This is a genomic window from Pseudomonas sp. S2_A05, from assembly GCF_054668485.1.
In genome coordinates this window covers 2,675,989-2,693,051 of the sequence record NZ_CP162775.1, presented here as the reverse complement: position 1 = coordinate 2,693,051, position 17,063 = coordinate 2,675,989, and the positions used below count along the sequence as shown (strand labels likewise).

Here is a 17,063-nt window from a genome sequence, read left to right as displayed (position 1 = left end):
TGTGGGAGCGAGCCTGCTCGCGAAGCTTTCAGACCTTGAGGACTTTGCCGCCGATCGCCACAGCCACCAGCAATACCGCCATCAGTCCAAAGGCAAAACTCAGGCTGCTGGCATGGGCGACAAAACCGATCACTGCCGGCCCGGCGAGAATCCCTGCATAACCCAGCGTGGTAATCGCCGGCACCGCGATGCTCTCCGGCATCACCGTCTGCTTGCCCACCGCCGTGTACAGCACCGGCACGATGTTCGAGCAACCGGCGCCGACCAGCGCATACCCGACCAGCGCCGCTTGCCAGCTCGGCGCGAAGGTGGCGAGAAACAGTCCCGCCGCCGCCAACAGGCCGCCGAACAGAATGATCCGCGTAGCCCCCAGCTTGCGCACTATGCGATCACCCAGCAGACGGCCGACGGTCATGGTCAGGGCAAACGCTGCGTAACCCATTCCCGCATAAGCCGTGTCGATCCCGCGTTCCTGAGCGAGGAACACTGCGCTCCAGTCCAGCGCCGCGCCTTCGGTGAGGAACACGATGAAGCACATGCCGCCGATAAACAGCACGATGCCATGGGGAATGGCGAACGCCGGGCCGGAGCTTTCGCTGCCGTAGGGCAACATGTGCGGCACGCATTTGAGCAAGGCGCCGATCAGCAAAACCACTACCACCAGCATCGCCGACAGCGGTGTCAGGCCGAGGCCGAGCAGGGCGCTGACGCCCGCCGCACCGACAATGCCGCCGAGGCTGAACAGGCCGTGGAAACCCGACATCATGTGCTTGCCGCTGGCGCGCTCGACGATCACTGCTTGCAGGTTCACCGTCGAATCCACCGTGCCGAGACCGGCGCCGAACATGAACAGCGTGGCGATCAGCGCCGGGATCGACGACACCGTCGCCAGCAACGGCAGTGCCGCGCAGATCAACAAGGTGCCTGCGGTGGCTACACGTCGGCAACCAAAACGCGTGGCAAGAATCCCCGCCAGCGGCATCGCCAGAATCGAGCCGACACCCAGGCACAGCAGCAATAACCCCAGCGTGCCCTCATCCAGCCCGGCCCGCGCCTTGGCATACGGCACCAGCGGCGCCCACGCGGCGATGCCGAGGCCAGCAATGAAAAAAGCGACGCGGGTGGACATCTGTTGCAGACGTCCGGGGACGAAGGTGTCTTGGGGGTTGAGACTGGTCATATCGATCCTTGGCAAAAAAACAACTGCATCCCGAGTGACATTCTGACGGCGTTGAGGTTCGATCTCAGGCCTTCGGGGCATAACGGTGAACATCCTACCCTGTGGGAGCGAGCCTGCTCGCGAAAGCGGTGGGTCAAATATGGAATTGTCGACTGACGCACCGCCTTCGCGAGCAGGCTCGCTCCCACACTGGTTTGCGGTTTACAGTCGGATTTTCGCCAGCATGGAATATGGGAACAAGGCATGACGAAGTTCTACGACGCACGCGGCAATATCTACGCCGTGGTCTCACCCCAAGCCTTGCGCGAGGCCGGAATCGCGTTGCCCACAAGCGCCGACGCCTGCGCCGCATCTCGGCAGCACTGGAGCGAAGCCGCTATCGCCCTGTGCTGCGATTGGCCGGAAGGCCAGCGTCCGGCCAACGGCAAACCCCACCGCAGTGACGGCCTGCTGATCGGCCCGTTTCAGGCATCTGCGCCGTTCGATGTGCTGATCGTCAACACCGACGGCAGTCTCGCCGAGCGCAGCGGTAACGGCCTGACGATTTTTCTCAGGCATTAACCGAGCAAGGCTTGATGGCGGAGCAGGGCGCCATGCTGCGCGTTCATCATGACAAAGGCGCGGCGCTGGAAACCTCAGTGAGACCCGCCGAAGTCGAAGGCGTGCGCGGTTTCTGGCTCGACCTCGGCCGGCCCGGATTCGGCCCGCGAGCCGTTGGGGCGCAGGCAGTCGAGAGCGTTCAAATCAATAATCGCGACGTCAGCCATGTCCAGCCCCTGGCGCAACTCGATCCCACTTGGACCCACAGCCAATTCGTCCGCATCGGCAATCCGCACTGTGTAACGCTGCTAAGCGATCCGGCCATGTTGCCGAGTAACGAGCAGATGCTTGAATCACCGCTGAACGAAAGGCTGACGGCAATTGCCTATGCCATGCCCACCGGTACCGGCAATCCCTGCCCGGCGGGCGTCAATCTGCAATGGGCCGCGCTGGCGTCGCCGCAGCAAATCCTCGCCCGGGTATTCGAACGTGGTGAGGGACCAACCGCGTCATCCGGCACCAGCGCCAGTGCGGTCGCGTGTGCCGCGTGGCGGGTGGGTTGGGTCGAGGCGGGAGAAGTGCGGGTGGTCATGCCGGGTGGCACCGCACCGGTTTTGCTTGAGGTTTCACAAGGGGAATTGCTGCGCGTCAGATTGTTTGGCACGGCGCGGTTGATGGATTGATTCGGCCGACGCTATCGCTGGGATCTACTGTGGGAGCGAGCCTGCTCGCGAAGAGGTCGGCACATCCAACATCGAGGTGCCTGGCATGGCGCTTTCGCGAGCAGGCTCGCTCCCACAGGTTTTGCTCTCGGCCCATCAGGTTCAGCGTACTTCTCAACTGAACTCCACCACCGGCATCTGCCGCTTCATCAACACCTTGCCGCCGCGAATCGAATACAGCGGCAGGCCTTGGCTGCGGATCACTTCGTAGTCGCTGTCCGCCGAGAGAATCAGCAGGTTCGCCGGGCGGCCCTGTTCCAGTCCGTAACGCTCGCCCAGGTGCATGGCTTTGGCGCTGTTGTCGGTGACCAGATCCAGCGCGCTTTGCAGGTTGCGATAACCGAGCATGTGGCAGATGTGCAAACCCGCTTCAAGTACGCGCAGGATGTTGCCGTTACCCAGCGGATACCACGGGTCGACGATCGAATCCTGACCGAAACACACGTTCATGCCGGCTTCGAGCAGTTCGTTGACGCGGGTCACGCCCCGGCGTTTCGGGAAGTTGTCGAAACGTCCTTGCAGGTGAATGCTTTCGGTCGGGCAGGAAACAAAGCTGATGCCGGAATGGCCGAGCAGGCGGAACAGTTTGGCGCAGTAGGCATTGTCATAAGAACCCATCGCCGTGGTGTGGCTGGCGGTGACGCGGGCGCCCATGTCGCGGCTGCGTGCTTCTTCGGCAAGCACTTCGAGGAAACGTGAATGCGGATCGTCAGTCTCGTCGCAGTGCACGTCGACCAGGCAGCCGGTACGCTCGGCCAGGTCCATGAGGAACTTCACCGAGCTGACGCCCTGATCGCGGGTGTACTCGAAATGCGGAATGCCGCCGACCACGTCAGCGCCCATGCGGATCGCCTCTTCCATCAGCTCGCGCCCGTTGCGGAACGACTCGATGCCTTCCTGCGGGAACGCGACGATCTGCAGGTCAATCAGGTGACGGCTTTCCTCACGCACTTCGAGCATGGCTTTGAGCGCGGTGAGTTGCGGGTCGGTGACGTCGACGTGGGTGCGCACGTGCTGAATGCCGTGGGCTGCCAGGGCCTGAATGGTCTTCTTGGCGCGGGTCTTGGTGTCTTCTTCGGTGATGGTGACCTTGCGCTCGCCCCAGCATTCGATGCCTTCGAACAGCGTGCCGCTCATGTTCCAGCGCGGCTCGCCGGCGGTGAGGGTGGCGTCGAGGTGGATGTGCGGCTCGACGAAGGGCGGCACCACCAGATTGCCGCCGGCATCGAGGTCATCCGGGCCGAGGGTCGGCGCTTCGGTCTGACGGGCGATGCTGTGGATCAGCCCGTCTTCGAGGTGCAATTCGTGCAGGCCTTCCTGGTTGCGCAGGCGGGCGTTGATGATGTGCATCAGGCAAATCCTTTTTATAGGTCTTGTAGTGGTGCGCTGACGCGACGGGCGCCCAGCACACCGGTGACGATGACATACGTTAGCGCGGCAGCGGCAATGCCTACCAGCGGCGCGACCCAGGGCGAGCTGAACGCAGCGACGGTTCCGACCCCGTAGGCCCCGAGGCCCGGCCAGTTGAACGCTGGCAACCGTGCGTCGGCCAGACGCGGATAGTGCCCGCGCCAGCGATAGAAAAAGTCAGCCATGATCACCCCGCCAATCGGCGGAATCACCGTGCCGAGCAGGATGAGATACGGCACCAGCATGTCGTACATGCCCAGCAGGGCGAGCAGAGTGCCGATCACCGCGCCACCGAGGGTCACGGTCTTGCGCCGCCCGGTGCGCAGCAGGTTGCAGCCGGCCACGGCGAAGTTGTAGATGGTGTTGTCCTGAGTGCTCCAGATGTTCAGCAACAGCATGGCCATCGCGGCCATGGCGAAGCCCTGCAACAGCAGCACTTCAACCACATCCGGCTGTTGATAGACGATCGCGCCGTACGCGCCGATCAGCACCATCAGCCCGTTGCCGATGAAAAAACCGATCAGGCTGGCCAGCACCGCGACTTTTGCCGAGCGCGAAAATCGCGTCCAGTTGGTGGCTTGCGTTGCGCCGCTGACGAAGGTGCCGAACACCAGGGTGATCGCTGTCGACCAGTCCAGCGAACCGCTCGGCACCACGCTGAGCAAGCCTTCGAAGCCACCGACTTTCACGGTCGCTGCCCACATCGACAGCATCAGCAGCAACATCATCGCTGGCACCGCGATGTACGAGAGAATCTCCAGTCCGCGATAACCGATGTACGCCGTAGCGCAGAAACCCAGACCGAACAGCACCATCAGGACCAGCACGGTGGTTTCATCGAGATTGAAATACTTGCCGATCACCACCGCTGCCGTCGCCGTGCCCCACGCGTACCAACCAATCTGGGTGAAGCCGAGAATCAGATCGCTGAGCTTGCTGCCGACCTCGCCAAAACAGAAGCGGCCCATCAGTACCGAATTGAGGCCGCTTTTGAAGGCGATGTAACCCAGCCCTGCCGCGTACAGGCCCAGCAACAGGTTGCCGACAATGATCACCGCCATCATCTCGGCGAAACCGAACGCGACCCCGAGCTTGCCGCCGGCAAACATGGTCGCAGTGAAAAACGTGAAGCCCAGTAACACCATCGCCGTCGAGGCCAGGCCTTTGCGCGCGTGCATGGGGACTTCACTGAGCGGGTAATCGTTGCCGGGGGCGTTCTGCGTCATGGGGCAGTCCTTGCAGGAAGGGGAAGACGCAGAAGGGTTGCAGCGGTCGTGCCAAGCGGCGCAAGTGACCGAATGTGTAGACGCGAATGGGGTTTTCAGCGCGAAAGCAGTGCACTGAATGCACCAGGAGCCCAATGTGGGAGCGAGCCTGTTATGTGCATGGCAGATGATTCAAACCTGGCGCCGGACTCTTGTGGGAGCGAGCCTGCTCGCGAATACGGAGTGTCAGTCACCGAATAAATTGACTGGAACGGCGCTTTCGCGAGCAGGCTCGCTCCCACAGGGGCGGGGGAGATGTGTGGTGCTTATTCGCCGCGATAGATGCAGCCGCTGGTGCACGTCTCATGAATGCGGATCGCGCTGAGTTCCGGCAGCAATGGCTTCATCTCATTCCAGATGAATTTGGCCAGCACTTCGCTGGTCGGGTTTTCCAGGCCAGGAATGTCGTTCAGGTAGTTGTGGTCGAGGCGCTCATACAGCGGCTTGAAAATCGCTTTGATCTCGGAGAAATCGCGAATCCAGCCAGTGTGCGGATCGAGGTCGCCGCTCAGGTGCAGCGCGACCTTGAATGAGTGGCCGTGCAGGCGGCCGCACTTGTGGCCGTCCGGGACGTGCGGCAGGCGGTGGGCGGATTCGAAAGTAAATTCCTTGAAGATTTCCACAGTATTTTCGGCTCTGTTCAGATGGCGTTCGCCGCAGCGATTCGGGCAGGCGGCGAGTTTATCAGCTTGTCTTTGGCCGTGCTGACTAAAGGGTCAGCAAGCGCTCGGCGAGGCGACCGTTGGCCGTCAGCTCGAGGAATTCGTCACCCAGTCGCCGGCTCTCGTCCATCGCCGCGTGCCAGTATTTCTGCCGGCTCGGCGCATCGCCCATAAAGCGTTTGAAGTCATTTCGATCGGGCAGTTTGCCGTAGGGCAGGCGCGCCAGATATTCCTTCGATGGCGCGACCAGCAGCACATCCTGCAGACGCTGCACCGAAGCGCGGCGCCATGGCAGGGTCTTGTCGAACCAGCCGGGAATCACCCGATCGGTGAAGTGCGGATAGAGCACGATGCCGTCGCCGCTGTAGGGCAGGTCGAGGTGGTAGTCGAGCAAACCGCCATCGCGGAACGTACCCGCGCCGGCGCCGGGCAGGTCGCGCACGCCTTCCATGACCATCGGAATCGACCCGGAAGCGAGCAGGGCCTGGCGCAGGTTGCCGGTATTGAGGGCAACGAAACGCGAGGGGAAATCGGTCAAGGCATCAAGCGGCGGCGCCAGGCGTGGATCGTGGATGATCAGCCGCTCAAAGTGTCGCGACAGCCGTGCACGGCCGCGCAGGTTGTCGGCGATCACCGAACCCAGCGCCAGACCGAGGCGTCCGCGATGGTCTTCGGCGAGGCGGCCCCGGCTTTTCACCACCATGATGTTCAAGCGGTAATCGGCGTTTTCAAGAATGCTCGCATCGCGGCCGTCGAGCAGGTCATTGAGCATGCGCTGCGAGCTCTGGCTGATCTCGGCCATGGTCACGCCTTTGTTGAAATGCTGCTCGGCGTACAGCTCACCGAGGCGGCGAATGCCTTCGGCGGCGTCCGGCAGGCAGGCGCTGGCGAAGCGCCAGGGAACCCACCGAGGCGCCGATCAGCGAACGCTCACGCGGCGCACCCGGCAGCCACTCGCCGAACAACGCCAGATCCAGCCCCTGAATCCCCAGCGCCTTCGGCCCACCGGCCGCACCGGGCAGGGTGCCGACGTCAGCGGCGTGCAAACCCTGCGCACGAATCCGCGCCATGGCCCGTGGGCCGGCCTTGAGGGTGAGGGCGGGAAACTTGATGTGGATGGCGGTCATACCGGTCTCGATCGTTAGCAAGCTGGCGATTATAAGCACATGTTGCAGGCCCATGTCGGAGTGAGCCTGCCCCACAAGGGGGGCAGACGCAAACCAGTGTGGGAGCAAGCCTGCTCGCGAAAGCGGTGGGTCAGAAACATCGTTGCAGCTGACACTGCGCCTTCGCGAGCAGGCTCGCTCCCACAGGGGAGCTTGCCAGCAATGGGGCACAATGATGGCCATTCAGTTTCAGTTAAGTTGACCTCGCTATGGTGCCCACCGTAAGCAACATATAAGAATTCGGAGACACCCATGAAAACCCTGACTGCCCTGACCACTGCCTCGATCCTCGGCCTTGGCGCCAACACTGCGCTGGCGCGCGATCTCGGACCCGACGAAGCGCTTCGTTTGCGCGACGCTGGTACTATCGTCTCCTTCGAGAAGCTCAACGCCATCGCGCTGGAAAAACACCCCGGTTCGGAAATCACCGAGACCGAGCTGGAGGAAGAGTACGGCAAGTTCATTTACCAGATCGAACTGCGCGACCCGAAAGGGCTGAAGTGGGATCTGGAGTTGAACGCGGTCGATGGTGAAGTGCTCAGGGATCATCAGGATACGTAATGAAGCTGAATAGTCGCGCCACCCGCCTGACGGCGCTGGCGCTGGTGTTGTTGTGCAGTACGGCCATGGCTCGCGACCTCGATCAGGACGAGGCGCTGGCCCTGCGTCGCGATGGTGTGATCCTGCCGCTGGAGCAAGTGCTGCAGCAGGCCATGGATCGCTACCCCGGCGCCAAACTGCTGGAAGTCGAGCTGGAAGAAAAACACGACGTGTACATTTACGAAGTCGAATTGCTGACGGTCGAGGGCGTGGCGCGCGAGCTGCACCTGAAGGCCGATACCGGCGAGTTAGTCAAAGACAAGGAAGATTGATCGATGCGTTTGCTTCTGGTGGAAGACCACGTACCGCTGGCCGACGAATTGCTCGCCGGCCTGCAACGCCAAGGCTACGCGGTGGATTGGCTGGCCGATGGCCGTGACGCGGTGTATCAGGGCAGCAGCGAGCCCTATGACCTGATCATCCTCGATCTCGGCCTGCCCGGCGTGCCGGGGCTGGACGTGTTGGCGCAGTGGCGCGCGGCCGGTCTGGCGATTCCGGTGCTGATCCTTACCGCGCGCGACTCCTGGGCCGAGCGCATCGAAGGGCTGAAAGCCGGCGCTGACGATTACCTGACCAAACCGTTCCACCCGGAGGAGCTGTACCTGCGCATTCAGTCACTGTTGCGCCGCTCCAAGGGCCAGGCCAACCAGCCGACCCTGCAAGCCGCCGGCCTGCATCTGGACGAAGGCCGCCAGTGCGTGGTTCGCGACGGCGCCGACATCCAGCTGACCGCCGCTGAATTCCGCCTGCTGCGTTATTTCATGCTGCACCCCGAACAGATCCTCTCGAAAAGCCACCTCGCCGAACACCTCTACGACGGTGAGACCGAGCGTGACTCCAACGTCCTCGAAGTCCACGTCAATCACCTGCGGCGCAAGCTCGGCAAAAGCGTGATCGAAACCCGTCGCGGTCAGGGATACCTGTTCGGCGGACAAGCTTCATGAGATCAATCCAGCGCCGTTTGAGCCTGGGTCTGATCAGCGTGATGGTGGTGGTCGGTCTGGTACTGGCGCAAACCAGCCTGTGGTTGTTCGAAGTCGGTTTGCAGCGCTACCTCGAAGCCGGCCTGCGCAACGACAGCGAAAGCCTGCTGGTAGCGCTGGTGCGCGGCCCGCAAGGTTTGCAGCTGGATGAGCGGCATCTGTCGCCGGCCTATCAGCGGCCGTTTTCCGGGCACTACTTTCGCATCGATTTCTCCGACAGCCACTGGCGTTCGCGCTCGCTGTGGGATCAGGAACTGCCGCTGCTGCAACACCCGGGGCTGCACAGCAATCTGCAACTTGGCCCGGACGGGCAACGCTTGTTGATACTGCGCTCGGACTATCGACGCCTGGGTCAGTCGATCTCGATCAGCGTCGCCCAGGATTACACGCCGGTCAGCGACAGTTTCCAGCGCATGCGCCAGATCGGCCTCGGTCTGGGGCTGGCGGCGTTGCTGTTGATCCTGTTCCTGCAACGCCTGACCGTACGCCGCGCGCTGAAACCGCTGGAACGCGCGCGCGAGCAGATCGCTCAGTTGCAGCAGGGCCAGCGCTCGCAACTCGACGATCAGGTGCCGGTGGAGCTGGAACCGCTGGTGGCGCAGATCAACCATTTGCTCGCCCACACCGAAGACAGCCTCAAGCGCTCGCGCAATGCCTTGGGCAACCTTGGCCACGCGCTGAAAACCCCGTTGGCGGTGCTGCTCAGCCTGGCCTCCAGCGACAAGCTCGATGACCATCCCGAGCTGCGCAGGATCCTCAAGGAACAACTGGAGCAGGTGCAGCAGCGCCTCAATCGCGAACTCAATCGCGCGCGGTTGGCGGGGGATGCGCTGCCCGGCGCGTTGTTTGATTGCGATGCCGAGTTGCCGGGGTTGCTGGCGACCTTGAACATGATTCACGGCGAGCATCTGGCCTTGAGCTACGTCGCACCGCCGGGTTTGCAACTGCCGTGGGACCGCGAGGACTTGCTCGAACTGCTCGGTAACCTGCTCGACAACGCCTGCAAATGGGCCGATGCCGAGGTGCGCTTGAGTGTGATCGAAAGGTCTGACGGCTTTGCCCTGAGCGTGGAAGATGATGGGCCGGGGATTCCCGAAGAGCAGCGCACTCAGGTGTTCAGCCGTGGCACGCGGCTGGATGAGCAGACCCACGGGCATGGGCTCGGCCTTGGGATCGTGCGGGATATTGTCGATACCTGGGGTGGCTTGCTGGTGCTGGGCGAAAGCGAGTGGGGCGGGTTGAAAGTGGTGATTGAACTGCCTCGGCGGTGAGCCCTTGAAAAGCCCCTCACCCTAACCCTCTCCCAGAGGGAGAGGGGACTGATTGTGTTGTTCTTGAGAGATGCACCCACTTGAAATCCGAGTCGAACTCAGGACTTGAATGGCATGAAAATCGGCTCCCTTTCCCCCTCGCCCCCCTTGGGGGGAGAGGGCTGGGGTGAGGGGGGATTGGAACTGACACCCCGCACTTGTGCATCAAACGCGAAACTGATCCATCAACCGCTGTTGCTGATTCGCCAGGCTGTTGAGCGACTGGCTCACGCGAGCCGATTCATTGGCCTGCCCGGACAGCGACTCGGTCACATCGCGAATCGTCGCCACGTTGTTGTTGATCTCCTCAGCCACTGCGCTCTGCTCTTCGGCGGCACTGGCGATTTGCAGGTTCATGTCGCTGATCACCGTCACCGCATCGCCGATCTGCCGCAACGCCGTGACAGCCTGACCCACCTGCTCAACGCTGCCCTGGGCCTGACGATGGCTGTTGCCCATCGCACCGACCACTTCCTGCGTGCCGTTCTGCAATTGCTCGATGACCTGGCGGGTTTCCTCCACCGACTCCTGAGTGCGGCGCGCGAGGTTGCGCACTTCATCGGCGACCACGGCAAAACCGCGTCCGGCTTCACCGGCGCGGGCGGCTTCGATGGCGGCGTTGAGTGCGAGCAGGTTGGTCTGCTCGGCGATGGCGCGGATGGTTTCCAGCACCGTGCCGATTTTCTCGCTGTTGGCGGCCAGGCCTTCGACCTGAACCATCGCTGCGCTCATGTCGGCGGCGAGGGTGTCGATGCTCGCGGTGGTGTGGTCGATCACGGTCAGACCCTGGCGGGTGGCGCGGTCGGCGTCCTTGGCGGCTTCGGCGGCCTGGGCGGCACTGCGCGCGACGTCCTGGGCGGTGGCGCTCATTTCATGGGACGCGGTGGCGACCTGATCGACCTGACGGTATTGCTGCTCCATGCCGGCGCTGGTCTGGGTGGCGATGGCCGAAGACTGGTCAGCAGTGTTGCGCGCGTCCTGCACCGAGCGTTTTACCTCGGCAATGATCGGCTGCAACTTGTCGAGGAACTTGTTGAACCAACCGGCCAACTGGCCGAGCTCGTCCTGCTTGTCGTAGGCCAGACGCCGGGTCAGGTCGCCTTCGCCGCTGGCGATGTCTTCAAGCATGTGCGCCACACCGAGGATCGGCTTGGTCACGCTGCGCGCCATCAGCCACACCAGCAGCAGACCGATCAGGGCGGCGAACAGGCCGAGGCTCAGTTCGATCAGCGTGCCTGAGGTATTGCTCGCATCCAGTTGCTGCTTGAGCGCTTCGGCACGGCTGACCAGGACTTTCTCCGGCACATCGAGCAATACGCCCCACGCCGGTCCATCGGGAATCGGCTGGAACGGCGACAGCACTTTCAACTGGCCGTTGCTGTGCAGGCTGCTCACGCCAGTGCTCGAGGCGAGCAGGCGCAGCAACTCGCTGCCGCTGGGCTGATCTACCGCATCCATGCGCTGGCTGAGTTTGCCGGCATCCGGGCTGTAACCGGCGAGCAGGCCGGCGGGGCTGACAATACTGACGGCGGTCTGACCGTCGTAAAGCTTGCGGCTGGCGTTCTGGCTGATCGCTTGCAGGCTATTGAGGTTGATGTCGACTGACAGCGAGGCGATGACTTTGCCATTGACCTGCAGCGGGAAGACGATGCTGGTCATCAGCACTTTCTGGCCGTCGATGACATAGAAGTACGGCTCGATCACGCAGGGTTTGAGCGTGGTGCGCGGGCAGGTGAACCAGGCATTCGCAGCCTGACCGCTGGGGCCGGTGCTGGTGTCGCTCATGTCGCTTTCCGGCAGCGCCATCGAAGTGACTTTGCCCGGGGTCGGCTGCGACCAGTACAGGGCAAAACGGCCCTTGTCGTTGCTGCCCAGCTCAGCCTGATCGGCGAACAGTTCGTCCTTGCCGTCCAGCGCATTGGCTTCGAACACCAGCGACAGGCCGAGCAGGTCCGGGTTGGCTTGCAGCGCGGATTTGACCTGACGGGTCATGTCCTCGCGCAGGTCGAAGGCATCGAGAAAGCGCTTCTCGGCCTGCTCACGCAAAAACAGTACCTGCCGCGAGAAACCGTGGCCGTACTGATAGGCGTCCATGAATTGCTGACGAATGCCGGCGGCCTGCACTTCACCTTGCGATTCGATCCGCGCCTGCGCCGACTCGGTGAGCATCTCCATGCTCGAGGCCTTGACCAGCGCCGAGCTGTGTTCCATGCGATACAGCGAAAGACCGACCAACAGGGTCACGATACCGGCCAGGCAGAGGCCGGCGAGCAGGGTGATTTTCCACTGGATGGAAAGTTGTCTGAGCGCCATGGAAAACATCCTTATCCGATAAATATCTGAGACTTTGCACTGTAGCGGCCGCGTTTCGGCTTTCTTTATGCCGTGAGCGCAATATGACCGATTGCCGCATGCGGGGCCTGTGGTCCTGTGATCCTGTGGTCCTGTGGTCCTGTAGTCCTGTAGTCCTGTGGCGAGGGGATTTATCCCCGTTCGGCTGCGAAGCAGTCGTGACACCTGCGTATTGATCGTTCCCACGCGCAGCAAAGGAATGCCTCAACGGACGCTCCGCGTTCGGCTCTGGAAGGGACGCGGAGCGTCCCGGGCTGCATTCCCACGCAGAGCGTGGGAACGATCAATCCCCTCGCCACAGGGCTTTGACAGCGCCGCCACTCTGCGGCACAGTGCGCGCCCTCTAATAAGACCCTTCATACAAATCCGCCGGCCAGCGCCGGGCGGACTCATCCTGTCTGGCGGTGTGTTTCCACCCGCAGTGTTTTTTGAGGTAGTGAAATGAATGCAGTCATAGCAGCCGTCGGCGTCATGCTGATCCTCAGCCTGTCGCGCGTGCATGTGGTGATCGCGCTGATCGTCGGGGCGCTGGTCGGTGGCCTGACCGGCGGTCTGGGCATCGACGCAACACTCAAGGCGTTCAACAGCGGGCTGGGCGGTGGCGCGACCGTGGCGTTGTCCTACGCCTTGCTCGGCGCGTTCGCCGTGGCGATTGCCAAATCCGGCCTCGCCCATGCGCTGGCCGACAAGGCCCTGGCCATGGTGGATCGGCAGCACGCAACCGGCGGCGGTAACGTCAAATGGCTGCTGATCGGCCTGCTGTGGGTGGTGGCGATTGCCTCGCAGAACATCCTGCCGATCCATATCGCGTTCATTCCGCTGCTGGTGCCGCCACTTCTATATGTACTGACCAAGCTGCAACTCGATCGCCGTCTGATCGCCTGCGTCATGACCTTTGGCCTGATCACCCCGTACATGTTTCTGCCGGTGGGTTTCGGCAACATCTTCCTCAACGAAATCCTGCTGGCCAACGTCGCCCGCAGCGGCGTCGACATCAGCGGCATCAATGTCACCCACGCCATGGGCATTCCGGCGCTGGGCATGGTTTTCGGCCTGGCGATGGCGTTCATCAGCTATCGCAAGAAGCGCGTGTATGACCTGGCGAAGATCGAACAGGTCGAGCAGACGGCGGTGCACTACAACCCGCTGAGCCTGATGATCGCCGGTGTGGCCATCGCTTCGGCGTTTGTCGTGCAGTTGCTGTTGGACTCGATGATTATCGGCGCTCTGGTCGGGTTCCTGATTTTCTCGGTGTCGGGCATCGTCAAATGGCGCGAGACCGATGACCTGTTCACCGAAGGCATGAAAATGATGGCGATGATCGGCTTCATCATGATCGCCGCCTCAGGTTTTGCCGAAGTGATGAAGGCCACCGGGCAGGTGCAGACGCTGGTCGAATCGTCGGCGGCCTGGATCAATCACAGCAAAGGCGTCGGGGCTTTGTTGATGCTGCTGGTGGGCTTGCTGGTGACCATGGGCATCGGTTCGTCGTTCTCCACCGTGCCGATTCTCGCAGCGATTTTCGTGCCGTTGTGCGTGCAACTGGGCTTCAGCCCGATCGCCATCGTCTGCATCGTTGGCACTGCCGGTGCGCTGGGCGATGCCGGTTCGCCGGCCTCGGACTCGACCCTCGGCCCGACCTCGGGCCTGAACATCGACGGCCAGCATCACCACATCTGGGACACCGTCGTGCCGACCTTCCTGCACTACAACCTGCCGCTGCTGGTGTTTGGCTGGGTTGCGGCGATGGTTCTCTAAAAAATCCACAATTGCCCCATGTGGGAGCGAGCCTGCTCGCGAAGGCGTCGTGTCAGTCGACACACAGGTTGCTGAGCCAACGCTTTCGCGAGCAGGCTCGCTCCCACAGGGGGGCGGCGATGTTTCAAGACTCAACTTTTGCCCCGGCGTGCCGTTAAAGCCTTTAACCACGCCAACAAAATCAAAAGAGTGAGTCCCCCGATGCGCCTGAGTCTCAAGGCTAAAGTCCTGTCCCTTGCCGTTCTGCCGGTGCTGCTCTTTGCGCTGGTCATCAGCGTGACCACGCTGTTCATCCTCCAGGAACAGGCGCGCAAGGAGGTCGAACAGACCCGCGAGCGGCTGCTCGGCGACGCCAAGGCCACCCTGCAAAGTTACGTCGCCGTGGCCATGACCACGATCAAACCGCTGTACGACGCCGCCGCACCGGGCGACGACGCGGCGCGGGCGCAGGCGATCAAGTTGCTCTCGGGCATCCGCTACGGCAAGGATGGCTACTTCTTCGGCTACGACTCCGAAACCGTGCGCCTGTTCAAGGCCAACGACCCCGACGGCGTGGGCAAAAGCTTCAAGGACAACCGCGATCCGAACGGCGTCTACGTCAACCTCGGCCTGGTCAAAGTGGCCAAGGACGGCACCCACTATCTGCAATACAGTTCGCCGCTGCCGGGTAACGCCAAGGTGCTGGTGCCGAAACTCGGCTACACCGAATACCTGCCGAAGTGGGACATGGCGGTCGGTACTTCGGTCAACCTCGACGGCATCGAAGCGCAAGTGGCGCAGGTCGAGGCGCAAGTGCAGGAACGCGTGCAAGGCGTGGTGCTGAGCATCGTCGGCGTTGCGGTGCTGGTGCTGTTGGTGATCGCGGCGGCGGGCATGCTGCTGGCCAACACCATTCTGCGCCCGCTGACCCTGATGAAAGCCAACCTCGACGACATCGCGGCGGGCGAGGGCGACCTGACCCGGCGCCTGAACATCACCAGTCAGGACGAACTCGGCGAACTGGCCGGCTCGTTCAATCGTTTCGTCGACAAGATCCACGGCCTGGTGCGGCAGATCACCGAGATGACCACGCAACTGACCGGTCTGGTCACCCAGGTCTCGGAACAGGCGCAGCGTTCCGATCAGGCCATGGAGCGTCAGCGCCACGAAACCGATCAGGTCGCCACGGCGATCAACGAAATGTCCGCCGCCGCTCAGGAAGTGGCGAAGAGCGCGCAAAACGCCGCCGTCGCCGCTCAGCAGACCGACGAAGAAGGCCAGAGCGCCAAGCGCGTGGTCGCGGGCAGCATCAAACAGATTCATGCACTGGTCGACGACATCCGCAACAGCGGCGTGTCGCTGGACAGCCTGCAGCAGGACGTCAGTTCGATTGTCGGCGTGCTTGGGGTGATTCGTTCGATTGCCGAGCAGACCAACCTGCTCGCGCTCAACGCCGCGATCGAAGCGGCGCGCGCCGGTGAGGCCGGGCGCGGGTTTGCGGTGGTTGCGGACGAAGTACGCGCACTGGCCAGCCGCACGCAGATCAGCACCCAGGAAATCCAGGGCATGATCGACCGCTTGCAGGCCGGCACGCAGCAGGCGGTCGAAGCGATGCGCCGTTCCAGCGAGGCCGGCGACGGCACTTCGCAGCAAGCCAATCAGGCCGGTGCATCGCTGGACGCCATGGCGCAGTTGATCGCGACGATCAACTCGATGAACGCGCAGATCGCCAGCGCAGCGGAAGAGCAGACGGCGGTGGCCGAAGAGATCAACCGCAGCGTGCATCAGATTGCCGTGGCGGTGGACAGCGTCGCCGATGAAACGCAACTGGGCGCGCAAACGTCGCGCAGTCTGGCGGAGCTCGGGCAGCGGTTGGGCAAGCTGGTCGGGCAGTTCCGTATCTGATGGCCTGAAAAGCCCCTCACCCTAGCCCTCTCCCAGAGGGAGAGGGAACCGATTGGGGAATATTGCGGGATTACGCCGACCTGAAAGTCCTGCTTTGAATCCATAATCGACGCGGTTTTTCAGGTCGATGCAGTAGGTGGGACACCTCGGTCGGTTCCCTCTCCCTCAGGGAGAGGGCCAGGGTGAGGGGGCTCTTGATCTTCAGGCTCTGTCCCAATAGGGAATCTCGCCAAAGCACTCGACAAAAAAATCAATCACCGTCCTCACCTTCACCGACAACCGCCGACTCCCCGGCCACAGCACCGCGATCTGCTGCGGTTCCAGGCTGTTCGACACCTGATACTCCCTCAGCACCGGCACCAGCGTGCCCTCGCGCACCGCTTCGCCAATCAGCCACGACGGAAACATCACCAGCCCGAGGCCTTGCTGAGCGGCCTGGGTCAGGGTGTCGGCGTGGTTGCCGGTGATCGGGCCTCTGACCGTGTATGGCGTCCAGTCCTCGCCGTCGCGGCGGAAAAACCAACGCTGCTGACCGGCCGCGCCTTTATAGGCCAGGCACTGATGTTGCGCGAGTTCGTCCGGGTGCTGCGGCGTGCCGTGGCGTTTGAGGTAGGCCGGGCTGGCGGCGACCTGAAAACGGTGCGGCGCCACAATGCGTGCCTGCATGCTCGAATCGTGCAGCGCGCCGATGCGAAACAGCAGGTCGGCGCCTTCCTGTAGCGGGTCGATGTAATGGTCGGTTTGCTGGATATCCAGTTGCAGCTTCGGATAGCGCGCGCAGAGCTGGCCGAGCCAAGGCGTCAGATGGCGCTGGCCGAACACCACCGGGGCGTTGATGCGTACCAGTCCGGTGGGCTCGCTTTGCTGTTCCTGCAACGCCTGCTCGGCTTCTTCCAATTGCACCAGCAGTAACCGCGCATGGTGGCCGAGCGTGCGCCCGGCTTCAGTCGGCGTGACGGCGCGGGTGTGGCGGTAGAGCAATTGCTGGTTCAGCGCCTGTTCCATCAACTGGATCTGCCGCGAAATGGAGGAGGGCGCGACCCCTTCGCGGCGGGCGACTTCGGAAAAACTGCCGTGGTCGAGGACCGCCACAAACAGCCTTAACGCTTTGAATCCGAGTTCGTTGAGCCCGTGCATGCCGTGTCTCGCTGTGCGTGTTGCGCAAAAGTGTTGTCCGGATGCTCCCATTTATCGCACAGCGGCGCCAGCCGATAATCCGCGCCATTGTTTT

12 protein-coding genes and 4 pseudogenes are annotated in these 17,063 nt (G+C 62.5%); 8 read left to right on the top strand and 8 right to left on the bottom strand.

What is annotated here, in order from left to right; genetic code table 11:
- Positions 1 to 28: 28 nt before the first annotated feature.
- Entirely contained in the window at positions 29 to 1,180 is a 1,152-nt protein-coding gene (locus tag AB4O12_RS12230; RefSeq protein WP_460062131.1) for an MFS transporter, read from the bottom strand.
- 243 nt (positions 1,181 to 1,423) lie between these two features.
- On the opposite strand from AB4O12_RS12230, the pseudogene AB4O12_RS12225 reads away from it, so the two are divergent.
- Positions 1,424 to 2,403 (top strand): annotated as a pseudogene (locus tag AB4O12_RS12225) (diaminopimelate epimerase).
- Between the two features lie 153 nt (positions 2,404 to 2,556).
- Here AB4O12_RS12225 and codA read toward each other — a convergent pair.
- From codA to AB4O12_RS12205, 4 genes and pseudogenes are all read right to left on the bottom strand, one after another.
- Positions 2,557 to 3,792 (bottom strand): cytosine deaminase, encoded by a 1,236-nt coding sequence (codA, locus tag AB4O12_RS12220; protein ID WP_071172997.1) that lies wholly within the window; start codon positions 3,790 to 3,792, stop codon positions 2,557 to 2,559.
- A 14-nt stretch (positions 3,793 to 3,806) separates the two neighbouring features.
- Positions 3,807 to 5,078, bottom strand: a complete 1,272-nt coding sequence (codB, locus tag AB4O12_RS12215; protein ID WP_460062129.1) for a cytosine permease — start codon at positions 5,076 to 5,078, stop codon at positions 3,807 to 3,809.
- Between the two features lie 305 nt (positions 5,079 to 5,383).
- The gene (gene queD, locus AB4O12_RS12210) at positions 5,384 to 5,740 is read right to left on the bottom strand and encodes a 6-carboxytetrahydropterin synthase QueD (protein ID WP_007915588.1); all 357 of its coding nucleotides are present in this window, start codon (positions 5,738 to 5,740) and stop codon (positions 5,384 to 5,386) included.
- An 85-nt stretch (positions 5,741 to 5,825) separates the two neighbouring features.
- A pseudogene (locus AB4O12_RS12205) lies at positions 5,826 to 6,906 on the bottom strand (patatin-like phospholipase family protein).
- Positions 6,907 to 7,197: 291 nt separating this feature from the next.
- Here AB4O12_RS12205 and AB4O12_RS12200 point away from each other — a divergent pair.
- From AB4O12_RS12200 to AB4O12_RS12185, 4 genes are read left to right on the top strand one after another with little or no spacing between them, the layout of a single operon-like run.
- Positions 7,198 to 7,506 carry a PepSY domain-containing protein gene (locus tag AB4O12_RS12200; protein WP_016775414.1) on the top strand — a complete coding sequence of 103 codons (309 nt, stop codon included), beginning with the start codon at positions 7,198 to 7,200 and terminating at the stop codon, positions 7,504 to 7,506.
- A complete protein-coding gene (locus AB4O12_RS12195; RefSeq protein ID WP_016775413.1) occupies positions 7,506 to 7,817 on the top strand; it encodes a PepSY domain-containing protein in 312 nt (103 codons plus the stop codon). The genes AB4O12_RS12200 and AB4O12_RS12195 overlap by 1 nt, the downstream gene beginning before the upstream one ends.
- A gap of 3 nt (positions 7,818 to 7,820) precedes the next feature.
- Complete coding sequence (locus AB4O12_RS12190; RefSeq protein ID WP_016775412.1) at positions 7,821 to 8,489, top strand: response regulator transcription factor; 669 nt, start codon at positions 7,821 to 7,823, stop codon at positions 8,487 to 8,489.
- The gene (locus AB4O12_RS12185; protein ID WP_460062124.1) at positions 8,486 to 9,799 is read left to right on the top strand and encodes a sensor histidine kinase; all 1,314 of its coding nucleotides are present in this window, start codon (positions 8,486 to 8,488) and stop codon (positions 9,797 to 9,799) included. Before AB4O12_RS12190 ends, AB4O12_RS12185 begins: the two co-directional genes overlap by 4 nt.
- Positions 9,800 to 10,003: 204 nt before the next feature.
- Here the strand turns inward: AB4O12_RS12185 and AB4O12_RS12180 are convergent, their stop codons facing one another.
- Both AB4O12_RS12180 and AB4O12_RS12175 read right to left on the bottom strand, forming a co-directional pair.
- Positions 10,004 to 10,708, bottom strand: coding sequence for a methyl-accepting chemotaxis protein (locus tag AB4O12_RS12180; RefSeq protein ID WP_370695146.1), 705 nt, complete (start codon positions 10,706 to 10,708; stop codon positions 10,004 to 10,006).
- A 201-nt stretch (positions 10,709 to 10,909) separates the two neighbouring features.
- Positions 10,910 to 10,966 (bottom strand): annotated as a pseudogene (locus tag AB4O12_RS12175) (hypothetical protein); the annotation flags it as partial.
- Positions 10,967 to 12,631: 1,665 nt separating this feature from the next.
- On the opposite strand from AB4O12_RS12175, the gene AB4O12_RS12170 reads away from it, so the two are divergent.
- From AB4O12_RS12170 to AB4O12_RS12160, 3 genes and pseudogenes are all read left to right on the top strand, one after another.
- Positions 12,632 to 13,948 (top strand): Na+/H+ antiporter family protein, encoded by a 1,317-nt coding sequence (locus tag AB4O12_RS12170; RefSeq protein WP_024013513.1) that lies wholly within the window; start codon positions 12,632 to 12,634, stop codon positions 13,946 to 13,948.
- A 201-nt stretch (positions 13,949 to 14,149) separates the two neighbouring features.
- A pseudogene (locus tag AB4O12_RS12165) lies at positions 14,150 to 14,926 on the top strand (cache domain-containing protein); the annotation flags it as partial.
- An 84-nt stretch (positions 14,927 to 15,010) separates the two neighbouring features.
- Positions 15,011 to 15,832, top strand: a complete 822-nt coding sequence (locus AB4O12_RS12160) for a methyl-accepting chemotaxis protein (RefSeq protein WP_370695145.1) — start codon at positions 15,011 to 15,013, stop codon at positions 15,830 to 15,832.
- A 201-nt stretch (positions 15,833 to 16,033) separates the two neighbouring features.
- On the opposite strand, the gene AB4O12_RS12155 is transcribed toward AB4O12_RS12160, so the two are convergent.
- Positions 16,034 to 16,969: a LysR family transcriptional regulator gene (locus tag AB4O12_RS12155; RefSeq protein WP_252882377.1), complete on the bottom strand. Its 936-nt coding sequence runs from the start codon at positions 16,967 to 16,969 to the stop codon at positions 16,034 to 16,036.
- Between the last annotated feature and the right edge of the window lie 94 nt (positions 16,970 to 17,063).